General features: G+C 51.1%; 15 protein-coding genes. 3 read left to right on the top strand and 12 right to left on the bottom strand.

Annotated elements, in window-relative coordinates; genetic code table 11:
* Positions 1–204 precede the first annotated feature (204 nt).
* The 5 genes from PAECUDRAFT_RS17705 to PAECUDRAFT_RS17725 all read right to left on the bottom strand — a co-directional run bounded on the left by PAECUDRAFT_RS17705 (position 205) and on the right by PAECUDRAFT_RS17725 (position 6,227).
* Positions 205–1,116 (bottom strand): fumarylacetoacetate hydrolase family protein, encoded by a 912-nt coding sequence (locus tag PAECUDRAFT_RS17705; protein ID WP_006039504.1) that lies wholly within the window; start codon positions 1,114–1,116, stop codon positions 205–207.
* A gap of 73 nt (positions 1,117–1,189) precedes the next feature.
* The gene (locus tag PAECUDRAFT_RS17710; RefSeq protein ID WP_006039505.1) at positions 1,190–1,963 is read right to left on the bottom strand and encodes an SDR family NAD(P)-dependent oxidoreductase; all 774 of its coding nucleotides are present in this window, start codon (positions 1,961–1,963) and stop codon (positions 1,190–1,192) included.
* A 165-nt stretch (positions 1,964–2,128) separates the two neighbouring features.
* Positions 2,129–2,887, bottom strand: a complete 759-nt coding sequence (locus PAECUDRAFT_RS17715) for an IclR family transcriptional regulator (RefSeq protein WP_040713224.1) — start codon at positions 2,885–2,887, stop codon at positions 2,129–2,131.
* A 152-nt stretch (positions 2,888–3,039) separates the two neighbouring features.
* Positions 3,040–5,073, bottom strand: coding sequence for a methyl-accepting chemotaxis protein (locus PAECUDRAFT_RS17720; protein WP_006039507.1), 2,034 nt, complete (start codon positions 5,071–5,073; stop codon positions 3,040–3,042).
* A gap of 641 nt (positions 5,074–5,714) precedes the next feature.
* Complete coding sequence (locus PAECUDRAFT_RS17725; RefSeq protein ID WP_006039508.1) at positions 5,715–6,227, bottom strand: GNAT family N-acetyltransferase; 513 nt, start codon at positions 6,225–6,227, stop codon at positions 5,715–5,717.
* A gap of 128 nt (positions 6,228–6,355) precedes the next feature.
* On the opposite strand from PAECUDRAFT_RS17725, the gene PAECUDRAFT_RS17730 reads away from it, so the two are divergent.
* Positions 6,356–7,210, top strand: coding sequence for a LysR family transcriptional regulator (locus PAECUDRAFT_RS17730; protein WP_006039509.1), 855 nt, complete (start codon positions 6,356–6,358; stop codon positions 7,208–7,210).
* Positions 7,211–7,261: 51 nt separating this feature from the next.
* On the opposite strand, the gene PAECUDRAFT_RS17735 is transcribed toward PAECUDRAFT_RS17730, so the two are convergent.
* The 5 genes from PAECUDRAFT_RS17735 to PAECUDRAFT_RS17755 form a co-directional block, all read right to left on the bottom strand.
* On the bottom strand, positions 7,262–7,948 hold the full coding sequence (locus tag PAECUDRAFT_RS17735) for an SGNH/GDSL hydrolase family protein (protein ID WP_006039510.1): 687 nt from the start codon (positions 7,946–7,948) through the stop codon (positions 7,262–7,264).
* Positions 7,949–8,107: 159 nt separating this feature from the next.
* Positions 8,108–10,231 carry a methyl-accepting chemotaxis protein gene (locus tag PAECUDRAFT_RS24855; RefSeq protein WP_006039511.1) on the bottom strand — a complete coding sequence of 708 codons (2,124 nt, stop codon included), beginning with the start codon at positions 10,229–10,231 and terminating at the stop codon, positions 8,108–8,110.
* Between the two features lie 194 nt (positions 10,232–10,425).
* On the bottom strand, positions 10,426–12,513 hold the full coding sequence (locus PAECUDRAFT_RS17745) for a methyl-accepting chemotaxis protein (protein WP_006039512.1): 2,088 nt from the start codon (positions 12,511–12,513) through the stop codon (positions 10,426–10,428).
* Positions 12,514–12,743: 230 nt separating this feature from the next.
* Positions 12,744–13,040 (bottom strand): hypothetical protein, encoded by a 297-nt coding sequence (locus PAECUDRAFT_RS17750; protein ID WP_006039513.1) that lies wholly within the window; start codon positions 13,038–13,040, stop codon positions 12,744–12,746.
* Between the two features lie 44 nt (positions 13,041–13,084).
* Entirely contained in the window at positions 13,085–13,948 is an 864-nt protein-coding gene (locus tag PAECUDRAFT_RS17755) for a serine/threonine protein kinase (RefSeq protein ID WP_006039514.1), read from the bottom strand.
* 162 nt (positions 13,949–14,110) lie between these two features.
* Here PAECUDRAFT_RS17755 and PAECUDRAFT_RS17760 point away from each other — a divergent pair, with 162 nt between their 5' ends.
* Both PAECUDRAFT_RS17760 and PAECUDRAFT_RS17765 read left to right on the top strand, forming a co-directional pair.
* Positions 14,111–14,326 carry a hypothetical protein gene (locus PAECUDRAFT_RS17760; protein WP_006039515.1) on the top strand — a complete coding sequence of 72 codons (216 nt, stop codon included), beginning with the start codon at positions 14,111–14,113 and terminating at the stop codon, positions 14,324–14,326.
* A gap of 148 nt (positions 14,327–14,474) precedes the next feature.
* Positions 14,475–14,909: a hypothetical protein gene (locus tag PAECUDRAFT_RS17765; protein ID WP_006039516.1), complete on the top strand. Its 435-nt coding sequence runs from the start codon at positions 14,475–14,477 to the stop codon at positions 14,907–14,909.
* A 53-nt stretch (positions 14,910–14,962) separates the two neighbouring features.
* On the opposite strand, the gene PAECUDRAFT_RS17770 is transcribed toward PAECUDRAFT_RS17765, so the two are convergent.
* Entirely contained in the window at positions 14,963–15,175 is a 213-nt protein-coding gene (locus PAECUDRAFT_RS17770; protein WP_006039517.1) for a cold-shock protein, read from the bottom strand.
* Positions 15,176–15,254: 79 nt separating this feature from the next.
* Positions 15,255–15,455: a cold-shock protein gene (locus PAECUDRAFT_RS17775; protein WP_006039518.1), complete on the bottom strand. Its 201-nt coding sequence runs from the start codon at positions 15,453–15,455 to the stop codon at positions 15,255–15,257.
* Positions 15,456–15,536: the final 81 nt, after the last annotated feature.

The following is a 15,536-nucleotide window of genomic DNA, read 5'->3' on the forward strand; positions in this document are numbered from 1 at the left end:
TTGCTACCTTCTGAGGGCAATATGGACTAAATAACGGCCGCTCGGTCCGTTAGAACGTAAATGTGGCTGATTTTGATCAAATAAGGGCTGTGTGGTCCGCTAGAACAGCAGTCTGAGGCTGAGCGGTAGCGGCAGCGAACGGAGTTTCAACTTGCGCTTCCTTGGCCCCTATGGCTCTCTATCGCGCTTTTACAATACGCCTTCCTACTTCTCATCCACCATCCGGTTCGTCAACGCGCCAAGCTTCTCAATCTCGATCGTCACCACGTCGCCGTCCTTCAAATAGACACGCTCGTCCACCGGCTTGCCGAGAACGACGCCCTCCGGCGTTCCCGTCAGGATGATATCCCCCGGATACAGCGTCATATGCTGGGAAATATAGCTGACGATCTCGTCGCAATGGAAAATCATATCCGACGTGTTGGAATGTTGCCTCACTTCGCCGTTCACGATACATTTGATGTTCAGCTCGTTCGGATTGCCCACTTCATCAGCCGTCACCAAGTATGGACCGAGCGGGCTGAACTTGTCGCAGGACTTGCCCAGCAGCCATTGCTGCGTGCGCATCTGGAGATCGCGGGCGGACAGGTCGTTCGCGTTGCAGTAGCCGAACACATGCGACAGCGCCTGCTCCTTGTCCACATACTTCGCCTGCTTGCCGATAACGATCACCAGCTCCGCTTCATAATCGACCTGCTCCGTCACCCGAATCGGGAGCGGAATATCGTCAGAGTGGGCCGCAATCGTATTGTTGAACTTGTTGAACAAAATCGGATATTGCGGGATCGGCGCGTTCGTTTCCTCCGCATGCTTGCGATAGTTCAAGCCGACGCAAATGATTTTGCCCGGCTCGGTAACAGTGGGACCATAACGAAGCGACGACTCCTCATAAAGGAAAGAGCGTCCTGCTCCTTCGCCGCCTAGCACGCGGTCAATATAGCTCTCTAGCAACGGCAAATAATGATCCGCCTGCGCGATAACCGCCATAATGTTTATCTCGCCTTGCAGCCCTTCCGCCGGGACTGCTTTCAAAGCTTCCGTTACATTCAGCACGCCTGCGTCCAGCTTCACACCCAGCTCAATGCCGCCATTGCGATCGATTGTTACGAGTTTCATTACAAAAACATCCTCTCTTCGCGTAACTTTAATCGTCTCTATCTATTAGGAGTCAAGCATACCACGCCTGACGTTATGCGTTCTTGCCGAATACAACGCCGCCATCGATGTACAGCGGGGAGCCCATCATAAATTTCGAGTCATCCGATGCAAGGAATAACGCCGCTTGCGCCACATCCTCCGGACTGCCGAGGTCATTGCTAAGCTGCCTGCCTTTGATCGAAGCAAGCGCAGCCTCGGGATCATCGTAGGCGTTTTTCAAATAGTTCTCGACGAACGGCGTAAGAATCGTTCCCGGCAGCAGCGCGTTTACCCGAATGCCATACGGCGCGTAGTCGACCTGCATCGACTTCGTCAGCGCCAGCACGGCCCCTTTGGTCGCTGCATAAGAGGCCCGATTCGCAAGGCCGATCTCCGCTATACAGGAAGACATATTAATGATGGAACCGTTCTTCTGCTCGATCATGTGCGGGATAACGTATTTAGAAGGAAGAAAAACACCGCGAATGTTCACGTTCATGACACGGTCCCACTGCTCCAGCTCGATCTCATGCAGCACGCCCACTCCGCTAATTCCCGCATTATTAAACAGCACATCGATGCGCCCGCATTGCTCCAGCGCGTGCGCTGTCATCTGCTGAACAGATTCCGGATGCGTCACATCCGCCTGAATGAACACCGCCCTGCCGCCGCCCGCTTGAATCTCGGCAACGGTCGCTTCGCCTTTGGCCGCGTCCAGATCATTCACGACGACATAGGCCCCTTCTCGACCAAAAAGAAGCGCTGCACTTCTGCCGATACCCGATCCAGATCCCGTGATTAACGTCACTTTGCCCTGCAGCTTCATCGCAAACCCGCCTTCATAAGTTTATTATAATAAACTAAGTTTATAATATTAAACATCGTGCATTCAGTTTATCATCCGTCTGCATGACACGTCAACGTTAAGGCAAAAAGCCGACCTGTTATCCCTCATGGGATGACAGGTCGGCTTCATTGGCCCGACTTGGCCTCATTCCGTAACGCCGCTAGCTGACAAGGAACGTGCCAGCTGCTGGATTTCTTCTACCGCAAGCGCCTGCTTCGCCGGCCAATGATGAACAGACATCGAGCAGCTAACGGCCCCGATCGCTTTGCCGCCCCGATCCAACACCGGAGCCGCGACGCAGCAAAATCCGAGCGCTACTTCCTCCCGGTCGAGGGCATAGCCGAGCGCTCTTGCTTCATTAATATGCTGTTGCAGCTCAAGGGTACTTTTGACGGTATTCGGCGTGAAAGCCTGATAATCCTCATCCGCGTATAAAGCGTCGATCTGCTCATTCTCAAGCGAGGCGAGCAGCGCCTTGCCCATCGCAGTCGCATATGCAGGCAGCCGCATGCCTGGCTCGGAAATCAGGCGGACATGCGTCGCAGCTTCCTTTTTGGCCAAATAGACAAGCTCGCCCTTCTCCAGCCTCGCTAGCTGAATCGTCTCGCCGAGCTTCCTCATCGTCTGCTCCGCTTTCTCCTCAAACAGCTTCACCAGATTCATCCCGGCAAAATAAGCGTTGCCCAGCACGCCGAACACAGCGCCCAGCGCATACGTGTCACCCGGTTCCTTGATCACCCAATTAAGCGTCTCCATCGTCTGAAGAAGCGAGAACATCGTGCTTTTATTAATGCCCGTCGCAGCGCTCAGGTCCATTAGCTTCAGCTTGGAAGGCTGCGATGCAATCTGCTCAAGTACATCATTTGCTCGCTCTATCGCCGGAACCCAATATTTTCTTTCCATCTCGTTACCCCACATCTCCATGGACGTCCTTATGCCTCTGATGATAACATAGTTCGGCCAATCATGTGCGGATGAGAAAACCGCATCCAAAGCGGATGCGGTTCCTAGGTGGATGCGCGCATGCTCGCCCCCTGTCCGAAGGATTCGCCTGCTTATTTCGTCTTAAACTGTGCCAACGACTCCTGCAGCTCCTGCGCCATATTGCTCAGATGCTCTGCCGACGATGAAATCTCTTGCATGGAAACCTTCTGCTGCGTCGAGCCCTCCGAAATGTCCTGCGTATGCCGATACGTGTTGTCCGCCATATTCACGATTTCGCCCATCGAAGCCGTCACTTCCTCGGTTCCAGCCGACATCTGCTGCGATGCTGCGGATACTTCCTGAATTTGATCGGAAATCTCCTCGAAGGTAAGGGAAATACGGTTAAAAATGTCCCCCGCCGCATGAATGAGGTCTGCGCCCCGATCGACGTCGGACACCCCTTGATTCATCGCTAGAACCGCTCTTGCAGTCGCCGTCTGCACTTCACGAATCAGGTTCGCAATATCCGCCGCGGATGCTGATGACAGCTCCGCCAGCTTCTTCACCTCGTTCGCCACGACTGCAAACCCGCGTCCTTGCTCGCCTGCCCTCGCCGCCTCGATTGAAGCATTAAGCGACAATAGCTGCGTTTGATTCGTAATATCCGTAATCACCGAGACGATGGAACCGATCTGCTGCGAATAGCCTTCCAATGCGCGCATGTCCTCTGCCGACTTCCCGACAGAATGATGTACGGATTTCATCTGCTCGACCGCCTCCGTAATCGCGACGCGTCCCTTCTGCACTTCCTGCAGCGAGCTAAAGGATGCCTCGGTAACGACCGACGAAGATTCGGCAATCCGCTGCACGCCGATGGCCATCTCATTCATCGCAATGGACGTTTGCTCAGCGCCTTGCAGCTGAACCTCACCTGCCCCCAGCACCTCTTGCGTCGATTGCACGATCCGATTCGAGATGTCCAAGGAGTCAATCGCAGTAGCGGTCAGTTCCTCAGACGACGCGGCAACCTGCTCGGCAGCAAAGCTTGCTTTCCCTACAATATCCGAGAAGGAATCCAGCGTTTGATTCATATTATCGGCAAGCTGTCCGAGCTCGTCATACCGTCTGATGGTCAGACGCGGCGTAAGGTCGCCTGTCGCCAGCTTTTTCACCGCACTCGTAATCGCTGTGATCGGCTTTACCATTCTCATGGAGATGAATAATGCAACGGCCGCAACGACGACGGCTGTTGCAACGGCTAGGATGATCGACATTTTCTTCGCGGATTGCACCGATGCATAAACCTCATCCGTGGCTACGCTCGAGACTAGGCGCCAGCCCGTTGAAGGAATGCGGTCGTAGCTATTTTGCCTTGCGACCCCCTGCTCGTCCGTGATGCTATAGCGTCCCTTCTCTTCTTCCAGCACCGTCCGGTTGATGGCGTCCACCTCAGCTGGGGAAAACACCTCTTCGATGTTTTTGCCGACTTTAGAAGGGTCCGGGTACGTAATCAGCATGCCGCTCGGAGATAAAAGATACCCGAAGCCGGACTCTCCGATTTTGATCGTCTTCGTGAAAACATCAAGACTGGCCGTCGTTAACGAGCAGAACACGCCGCCCATGTAGTTCTCCTGCTCATCGAGAATCGGAACATAGATGACGATGATATGACTGCCAGTTGCCTTGCTCACGAGCAAATCGCTAATAATCGGCAGCTTGGCCGCTCTCGCTTGCTTCGTATAATCGCGGTCCGCTACGGATAGCTTCTGCATCGCGGTCGTGGTCGCCATATCATGCTTATCGACATATACGTATTGCTCTACTTCTTTGTTCGCCGCTTCCAGCTTCTTGAAGAAATCAATGACCGCCGGCACATTGCCGCTCTTGACGTCTTTATTGGTTGCAACCAGCTCTTTCAAAAATGCGACTTGGCGCTGAATCGAATAATCCACCGCAGCTACGTTAGCCGTCACGACAGCCTCTTCCTTCGTATGAATCTCATCCGTTACGACATTCTTCAAGTAATTGGAGAAAAACACCGTACTGAACACCATTGGCACTAACGAGATAAGCAGAAAAATAACGATCATTCTCGCTTTAAATGACCGCATCGCAAACTTGCCTATCCATGTGTCTAGCTTTCTTAGCTTCCCCTTCGATTCCATTAACGTTAACCCTCCATATCGGCTGTGCATTGCATTCTCCATTATCGTTCGCTGCCTGAATACCGTTCCTTATTGCAGTGCATCAGACAGTATACTAATCAAATGTTAAATGAAATCGATTTTAAAATTGAATTAAATGGGTTTAAGCTAATAGTTTGCTCACATTTGTTCATCATCCGCCTAACAAAACAAGGGATGTCCCACAAGCCATGACAGCTCAGGGGCATCCCTTGTTTTGCGGTACAGCAATCGATGCGGTGTGCACGTTCAGACTGTCGTATACGCCATCGTACTTAAGGCCGCTTTGTTGCACGCAGCAATAAGCAATCTGCTCCTTGCAGTTTGTGCAATAGGATCAACTTGAACACGGAAGTGACGCGGTGTCATTGCAAATTGCGCAATGAGCAAGGCGGTTCTCTATGCTTTTGGCACATCGCGCCTCTTCAGGATCGTTTCCCATTGCATGAACTGCAATGGGAACCTTCGAAGCCAGCCACTCATCCCTTATTCATTGTACAACGTACAACGGCATGACTATCGGATGAGAGGAAACCCCGTTCCTCAGAACCGCATCATACGGCCCCCAGCCCCCCTAACCTACAGTGAGGGTAGCATGATTTATAATCGATTTATTAGTCATTCTAGTCAACGCGCTTATAATACAGCACCGTCGCATGCAGCTCCCCATTAGCCGACTTCGCAAAATCCGGTATGCGGCCTGCCTCCAGATAGTCCAGCGATTTGTACAACAGGTTGGACGGATCGCCTTCTCTCGTGTCCAGCACAAGCAGCGTTCGTCCTTCCCGCTTCGCCCTCGCTTCCGCTTCCAGCATGAGCGCACGCCCTATTCCTTGCCGGCGAGCATTCGGATGCGTCATCAGCTTGGCAATTTCCGCGCGATGCGCGCCGTTTTGCTTTGAGCAAAGCTGCAGTTGAACGGTTCCTACCATTCGCGCATCTAGCCGAACGACATACAGGATCACATCAGGCCCTGCCGCTTGGCGCCAATAAACTGAAGCATCCTCAAGACTCAGCGGCGGCAGGAATCCAATCGACGCGCCATCCTCCACGACTTTTACCAACAGCTCAGCCAGCTCTTGCAGGACCGGCCCTATTGCACAAATTTGCTCGATGGTCGCATTCCTATTAAGCATCTTACTCTCTCCTTCTGTTACCCTCTAACTGTATATAGCTCAAGGATAAGGGATAAGCTGTGGGTTGTATAACGAATCATTCCTATTGCAGTAATCGATATGATCAATGATGAAGGGGCACGCAATGTATGGATTCCTCTCAGCTCGAAGCTTTCCTAGCCATATGCAAAACCATGAATTTCACCAAAGCCGCGGACTACTTGCATATCTCGCAATCGGCGATCACTGCGCGCATCAAAGCATTGGAGACCGCGATGGGCAAGTCGCTTTTCTCTCGCAACAATCGCAACGTCACGCTTACGAAGGCAGGAATTGCCTTCTATCCTTACGTGGAGCGCATGCTGCGCTTGTACGAGGAGAGCAAGCTTACGTTATCTGAACAATTCGATCAAGCTATCGTCTTGAGCGGTCCCGGCTCCGTGTGGCATTATCGCTATTTGCCAAACATTCTTTCCTTCCGCCGCATGCACCCCAACGTCGCCATCAAATTTCTAAGCGACATCGACCCCGGCTACATGATTCGCGATCTGCTGCTTGATGGAGTCGTGCATGTATCGATTCGATTCGATCCGCCTGATCATCCGAAGGTTTCCAAAATCCAATTGTTCGAGGATGAGATCCTGCTCGTCTCGGCGCATCCGGTCAGCCATCCAATTACGGGAGAGGATTTTCGCTCCTCCTCCTATTGCCATATTGAATGGGGTTCCCCCTTCCCCGATTGGTTCGCAGGCATCGTCGGGGCCGGCTATATTCCCGCTCTTCAATCCGACCACTCCGCTATTATGCTAACGATGCTTTTGCAAGGCGCCGGCTATGGCTTCTTGCCGCGGTCTATCGCGCAGCCTTATCTGGATTCGCGGCAGTTGTTCCAGCTCTCCTGCGCCTTCCAAATCCCAACAATGACCGCCAGCGCCGTGTATTTGACGGAAAGTCAGGAGCAGGCAAGCGTGCAGCTCGGGTTAGCACTGCTGCAGCGCGCATAAAAAAAGGAGCAGCTCCAACAACTCATGCGAGTTGGGAACGCTCCCCTGCAGCTATAATACGTTGGATACAGCAGTCTCATTGTACATCGAGGCGTCCATCGTATACAAAATGTTCTGGTAGACTCTGACGATTTCCTCCGCAATTGCGCGATGACCCGCTAAATTCGGATGAATCGGATTGCCGATTGGCCTCAAATCGAGGAACCGACCGTACCGATAACCGTCAATCCACTCTTTCTCATTGCCTCGGAACAGCTGCTCCAAGTCCAGCAGATGCACATTTTCCATCATGCTGATTTTTCGAATCGTTTTATTAATCATTTCGGTAACAGTCTCCATTACCCACCAGTTTGGAAATGGATTGTACAGCGTGCCCAGCAATATGGTCGTGTTCGGCTGAGCGATCTGATTGATCATCTTCATCACATTGTCGAATAGCTGCTCGGATGCTGCATGTAAGCCAGCTACTCTCCCCGTCAACAGCGGCAACGTATGCTTAATAACATCATTCCCGCCAATGATGATGGTCGCTAAACGAGGCGCTTCACAGAAGCGATCCGCGCTAACGGACAAGGAACGAAGCAGCTTGCTCGACGTCCAGCCCGGCTTGGCATGCAACCGCAGCTGCACCGGACTTGCTTGGGCCAGTAAGGCTTGAACATGGATCGGAAAAGGCAATTCCTTTGTTTTTGGGCTGTGCCCGTACGTAATTGAGTCCCCCAGTGCTAAATAATTCATGGTCCCCTGATCCCCCAACTGTACCACTCTGGTAGAGTACTATATATGTCAAATAGCACAAGGCTATATGTCATAATTTAGTGAAACTATTATAAATGATATGAGCGATAATGTCTAATCGTGCAAATCATGGGACACGGCACTGAACGTGAACGCCCTCTAAAGCCTGAACCGCTCAACGAGCGTCTGCAGTTGACCGGCCATCGCGGTAAGGTGTGCGGATGAAGAGGTAATTTCCTGCATCGAAGCCAGCTGCTGCTCCGTCGCTGCCGATACATTTTGCGTGCCGGATGCAGCTACTTGCGCCACGCCAGCGATCGATTCGATCGCATGCACGACCAGCTCCGCCCCTTCCGAAATATGCTGCGCAGCCGTCGATACCTCGCTAGCTTCGTCATTCACTTCTTGCACGGAGCGTTCAATTTCTGCAAAGAGGCTTCCGGCTGCATGGACCACCTCGATGCCCGTCCGGACTTCATGGGTTGCTGCATGCATCGAGTGATGCGCCTGACCAATCTCACTCCGAATTGATGTAATTAAATGTGCAATTTGGCCTGCGGACTGAGCGGATTGCTCCGCCAGCTTCTTCACCTCTTCTGCGACGACTGCAAAGCCGCGCCCTTCTTCGCCTGCTCTCGCCGCTTCAATCGCTGCATTAAGCGACAGCAAATTCGTTTGATGCGACACCTCATTGATCGCTTCCGTAATCTGGCCAATCGCTTGCGAGGCTTCAGCCAGGCGCGCAACGATCATGGCCAGCCCATCGACCGATTCGCTGATCGCCCCCATTTGCTCGATAGCCTGATGAATCGCACGTCCGCCTTCGGCAGACTTGTCGGAGGCCAGCGATGTCGTGCTTGCGACCGACTGGGCGCTGGCGGCGATTTGCTGGATTTTCGCCGATACTTCATGGATCGTAAGCGCGCTTTCGCCAACAATATGAACCTGATGGCTAGCCCCTCCCGCCATCTGCTCCACGATGCCTGCAATGTGCTCGGTGGCGTGCGAAGTCTGCTCCGCGCTTGCGGTCAGCTGCTCCGAGGAAGCCGCTAACTGATGGGAGGATTGCGTAATTTGAAGCAGAACAGCCCGGAACGATTCGCCCACCCGATTAAAGCTGTTCGCAACGACCTGCAGCTCATCTTTGGTCTGAATAGCGATCGTGGCTGTCAAATCGCCCTCTGCAAGCCTGCCCGAAGCGCGTTCAAGATCATAAACGACTCGCGTGATCGAACGATAAAGCGCGAAAAATAAGTAAACCGAGAGCAGTACCGCCGCAACAGAGAGCAATTGGATCAGCAGCATATCTCGCGTGCTCGCCGATGCTTGATTCCGTAAACCTTGCTCCGTCCAGTCGATTGTTCTATCCCATTGTCCGTAGAGCTGCTTAGTCGCCTCCTCGGACGCTTTCAACCACTCTTTGTTGCTCATAAGCAGCTTAAACGGCAAAATCACCTTCGTCTGAATGTCCTCGATTGCTTGTGCGGAAGCATCCCCCGCTTTCGCTTCGCCATCGCCGCTCTGTACGAATGCGGAGGAATGCTCGACGATTCCTTGCCATTCCTCATCAACAGCGTCTGTCTCTGAAGTAATCCTGCTTTTATCATCGCTGCTAATGATCGATTGGGTAAAGACCCATTGCATTTCCGCCTGCAAGCTGCTCCATTTCACCAGGAGAGATGGAAATTGCCGAATAAGCGCATTCTTCGCTTGGAACATCTCCGGCTGCGTGTCTAGATGGAGCCCCGTCGCACTGCCCAATTGATCGACCAGCTGCACGACCTGGCCCAGCAATTGCGCATGGATATCCGTACTCTCGATGCGCTCTACTTCTACGCCCTTCGCTTTTAATTGCTCCCATTGGCCGACGAACCCTTGCAGCGTCTCCTGAAGGGCTGGCTCTCCCGTTTGCTGGCGAATAGCTGGCGTTAACGCTTGAATATCTTTATCGATCGCTTGCTGAACTGTCTCCAGCCGCTTCGAGTCAGCCGGGTTCGAACGCACCTGCTCCAGCAGCGTGCGATGTACAGCAAGCGAGCCGAGCAATTGAGAGGCTGCCCTCACTCCACCCAGCGCATCGATTTGCTTCTCCACTTGCGAGACGGATTGATACGAATTGATGGCTGACCGACCTGTCAACACGATTAACGGCAGCAGTACAACTAGTCCGATTAACACAAATTTGCGCCAAAACGATAATCGATTCATAATCCCTATGCCTGGCTTCAAGCCATTCGATGCGATTGCAGACAACCATCCTTGTAAAGAAAATACCCGTTTCATGCTCATACCCCTCTTTATCTAAAAATAAATAAAATCATAAACCGCTAATTACATATAATTCTTATTAGTTTACTAGGTTTTAAAGTTACCATGTTCCAATATTTGTGTCAACTCTATGATGTTAGCTAAGTTTACAGCCGATATCAAAAATAAAACCCTGACTTCACTCAAAGTCAGGGCTCTTATGCGGCAAATTACATCCTAAAATGGCTCAGCTGCTCTTTCGAGACCTTCGTCATTTGCAGCAATTCATCCGCCGATTCCAGCAGCGTTTTCATGATGCCTGCTTGCTTCGTCATCGATTCCGAAGCATAGTTCGTGTTGTCCGCCGACTGTTTGGAAATGTAGGCAACCTCATGGACAGATGCGGTCACCTGCTCCGTGCTGGCGGAAATTTGCTCGGTAAGGATGGATACCTGCTGCACGCGATCGACCAACCGCTGGGAAGATGCCAGGATGCCCGTGAATATATCATTCGCAAGATGAATCGCTTGCATGCCGTGGCCGACCTCCATCTCCTCATGCTCCATCGATTCGCCCAAGCTGTTGATTTTGGAAGAAATGGCTTCCAGCTTGCCAGTGATATCATCGGTAGAGCGTTTGGACTGATTAGCCAGCTTCTGAATTTCAGAGGCGACCACCGCAAATCCCTTCCCGTGCTCTCCAGCGCGCGCAGCCTCGATCGAAGCGTTAAGCGCCAGTATATTCGTCTGTGCCGAGATTTTCGCGATGGTTTCCACAATGTTTTTCACTTGCTCCGATTGGCTCGTTAGAAACTCTACCAATTCGCTTGAATCTTTGACCGACGCGTTAATTTTATTCATTTGATCAAATGCGCCATCAATCGCCAGCTTGCCCTCCAGCGCTTGCTGATGGGAATGGGTAGATTCTGCAAGCACGTCTTGCGCAGACTCGGCGATATGCTGAATATGCGTTGCAATTTCGTTCATCGCCTTGGAGCTTTCCTCTGAATGGAGAAACTGCGCGCGGCTTCCCCCGCTCAACTCTGCCATCTTCTGATTGATGTTATCCATCTCCGCTACGGTCTCCGTAATGGCCGATGATAATGCAGATGAGGATGTCGTCACTTTATTGCTTGAAGCTTTGCTTGCGCTAATCATATTTTTGAATACTTGGATCACCGTATTAATCGGATTTACGATGTCCCCGATCTCATCCTTCGTATAAGAAACCAACGTATTGGTCAAATCACCCTCACTGACCTTAATGAGCGAAGTGCTGATATAGCTGATCGATTTCTTAACTGAAATATAGAAGCCAATGAAAATATACAACAAAATAATAAACCCGATGATGACTGCAATATTAAATATCATCGCTTTGGACTCGTAAGCGTCTACCCGAGCTTTGATGAGCTTATCCAGCACCTTCAATTCTACCTGATACAGCTCCGAATGATGCTGAATAAACGCTGACGACAGCTGCAGGTAATCATTCTTGGAAAGATTCAAAGCGGTGGCATGAATCAGCTCTTCGTTCACGACCTTCGTAAAGCTCGCTCTCCCCTCTTCCAGCTTTAGCCGAGAGGCTTCGAGTTCCGACGCTAATGCAGGGTTTTCATCGATGACCGAGAGAATGCCGCTGCTGATTTCATTCATTGAATAGTTTAATAGGGACAACAGCTCCAGCAGCTGATCACGCTGCTCACTCGTTACCGACTTTGCGAGCAGGAACGTTGCGCCCAGATCGCGGATTTGCGTAAGCTTTTCCGTTGCAAACGGGATTTTATTAATGACGCCGTCCATTAAGTAGTAGCTGTCCAGATCCGGATCGAGGATGAGATTCGACGAGTCCCCTACTTCCGCGATGAGCTTAATGCTCCGGCTAATGACCGCGCTATAGCTGTTCAGCGGATCGACATCCCCCGCTTTCTTCCACGCGTTATAGATGTCATGTATCGTCCCATCGACCTTCAATTCTTCGCCCAGTTTATCGTTTATAGCAAACGTTGCCTGAAAAGCCTGTTCGATTTCGGCATTGTTTTTATCGATCTCCCCAGTCATGCCAGCATCCTTGCTCGAGGCTTGAACATAATAGAGGCCCCGTCCTTGCTGCAATTTCGTAATCAACTGATGCAAGGGAGCAATATATTCGACACCCAACCTCTCTTTTTCATTAAATGAAATAAGCTCGCTCGATTGTCGTTGGTACATGAAGGACATGACAACCATCGGTATGAAGATCAATAACCCAATCACGATAAACTTGTACGCGTACCTTAGTCTTCGAATTAACTGTTCAGACAACCAAAACAAATTCATTGTTATCCCCCTGTTTTCTAATGTAACCTTTTCTGACATGAATCAGTCCACCAGTATTTCTTCAACATTCGACAAAATCCTTTATTTAGCAGTGAAATAATTGTATTTTTTTGGTCAAAAAGCAAGCGAGTCACATATACATGCAAAATGCACCCTGCCCGTTAGGTAGCATCTAACAGGTAGGGTGCATTTTTTAATTGTTACATGAGCGCAGCATTGGCCGCCTTTGCTTATTCATTAGCCTTTTGTTGCTGCTGAGCTAATAACGCTTGCTTCTCTTTCAACTGCTTTGACGACTGCGTGAGCAGGACGTTAATTCGTTCAACTTCTTTCTTCAGCTTTATTTCACGCGAGATTTTACTGCTCAAATCGCTGACTGACTGGCTTACTTTCTGATCGCGCTGAAGCTGGCTTATCTTAGCAAGGGACTTCTCGCGTTTTGTTTTCAATTCACGGACGAGCGAATGAATGTCCGCTATTTCTTTTTCTAACCGAGTAATAATCGAACGGGTGAAGCTAATGGCCATCCTGGCACCTCTTATTCCTATAGTCTTGCATCCCCCTCATTCTACTACGATATCTGCATCGCGTCCAAGACGGCTCCGAGCTCCCGTTCGCACTCCACCGCCGTCTGCCACCGTTTCTCCAGCAGCCCGCGTATGAAATCCTTTACGGCCGGCTCCAGCTCCAGCTCTTCCTCCCAGCTCCGTTCCTCCTGTCCCTCGACCGAAACGTACCCCGCATACATCAAAAACAAGAATAAATGCCCAAGTCCGTACAAATCGCTCATCGGGTAAGGCTCCCGCATCTGCTGCTTGACGGCTCCCCAGCTGTCCGCAAACCCGCTTGGTTCCCCTTCCCGCTCCTCCGCAGCTTTCATCCGGTCATCTGGCGCTTCCTCGCCAATACGGCATGCTAAGCCGAAGTCGATCAGGCCGATCCGTTCGCCGCTTGCCAGCACGTTCGGGATACGTACATCCCTATGCACATAGCCTGCTTCATGAAGATGCTTAAGCGGGCTTATCAGCTGCCCAACGATGCGCAGCGCATCCGCCTGCGTGTACGTCTGCGCCCGTTCCATGATCCACTCCTCTAGATTGTAACCGTCCATGAATGCCATAATGAGAGATGATTCGCGCCGATGCTTGACGTTGCCCAGCCACCTCGGAATCTGCGGGTGGGTCAGCTGCCGCATCATCTCGCTCTCCCGCTTCAGCATCTCTCGCCCAATGGCATGCTTGCTTGGCTTCGCCCGCTTCATCAGTACAACGGCGCCGGTCTGCATATCGATGCAACGATACGCTTGGCCATAGCTGCCCATGCCAATAAACTGCTCGATCCTGTACCTGCCTGCCCACATCTTTCCCTGCCGAAGCGGATAGTCCAGCCACTGGCGTCTCCATTGCTTCCATCTTGTGCTCAACCTGCTGAACATCCGAATCACTCCCTTGCTTCCACATACGTCATTCAGAGCCGCGAGGTTCCCGTTCCAAGCGCGGAGCAGGCTTTTTTTGACGAAACCCTGCGTTTACAATTGCGTAGTATTGTATAAGTCACGCAAGCACATCACGATGTGCATGCTTTAGGAGGTCATTACATGATCAGACACATGTTGAAACGATTAATCGGTTCGCTCACGGGCCATAAACATCACGGTCATCATGGCAACTACGGCCACGGCAACGGGCATGGATACTACGGCAACAAACATTACAGCAGCAGCGACTATAAAAAAGGCAGCTATTATCCGCCGCAGCATCCGCCATACGGCCACGGACACTACAAGAAGAAACATAGCAGCTTCAGCAGCTAAGCTATCACCAGAAATTTTCCGCCTAACCATTAAGCAGCTCCTCAAGAAGCATCCACCGCTTCTTGAGCAGCTGCTTATTTCTTTTCCATCGTATAAGCCCGAGTCGCACTGATCCCATCAGCGTTCACACAAGCCACTCCCTGGGTCTATGGCTAGATTATTGGATGCTAGAACATCCCAAGGCGCGAGCTACACCAATCTTGGATCAACGATTACTTTACTGGCTAATACACCGACGATCATCGGGGTGGTCGGGTTGAACACCTTCGGCGCAAACGGAAACATCCGCGTGCAATTCACGGGAATCGCTGAATTGCTGCTCCCGCAGCCTTTAGCGTCCGATACGGTTATTGTGCTAGCCATTGTGCGTGGCACAGATATGACCGGCACATCGGTCGCATATACGCTGCATGGCACTGGGAACACCGTTTCCCCTGTACAAGCCATTACCATCAATGCTTCCGATTTCGATGTTCCCTACCCTCCAACCAATGAACTCGTCTACACCCTCTTTTTATTTTGCACAATTGATGCCATTCGAATTGGCATGGAAAGCTTCAACGCAATTGCATTCTCGGATTAAATAAAAAAACGGCTTGCAGGATGCTACTCTGCTAACCGTTCTGGAATGTGGATCTACTCTTTGATCTGATTCGGGCTTGTATTCACGACCGCGACCAGCATTTTCTCGCTTTTCACCATCTCGGACTGGCATAGGGAGCATACGGGAGCGACGGAGAATGCAAAATTATCCCTCATCCATCCCTTACAGTTCTCATCCGTACAAGACCATATTACGGTTAGCTCATTAGGCACATCCTCAACCGGTCTTTTCCGTGAATAATACATGTGCATCCCTCATTTCTCTGATTTGGATAAAGCGATAAAAAAATGCCCCTAACGAGATGTTCGGGGCATTTGACTTCATTTACAGTTTTACAACATTCTCAGCTTGTGCGCCGCGATTGCCTTGTACGATATTGAACTCAACGCTTTGGCCTTCGTCCAACGATTTGTAACCGTCGCCTTGGATCGCGCTGAAGTGAACGAATACGTCTTCTCCGCCTTCAACCGAAATGAAACCGAAGCCTTTTTCTGCGTTAAACCATTTCACTGTACCTGTTACCAAACCAATTACCACCTTCAATTATATTTGCATGACCATCTTGATCGATGAGACTAAAAATTCACATACCGTTCAAGGATCACA

This window comes from Paenibacillus curdlanolyticus YK9 (assembly GCF_000179615.1).
Lineage (GTDB): Bacteria > Bacillota > Bacilli > Paenibacillales > Paenibacillaceae > Paenibacillus_T > Paenibacillus_T curdlanolyticus.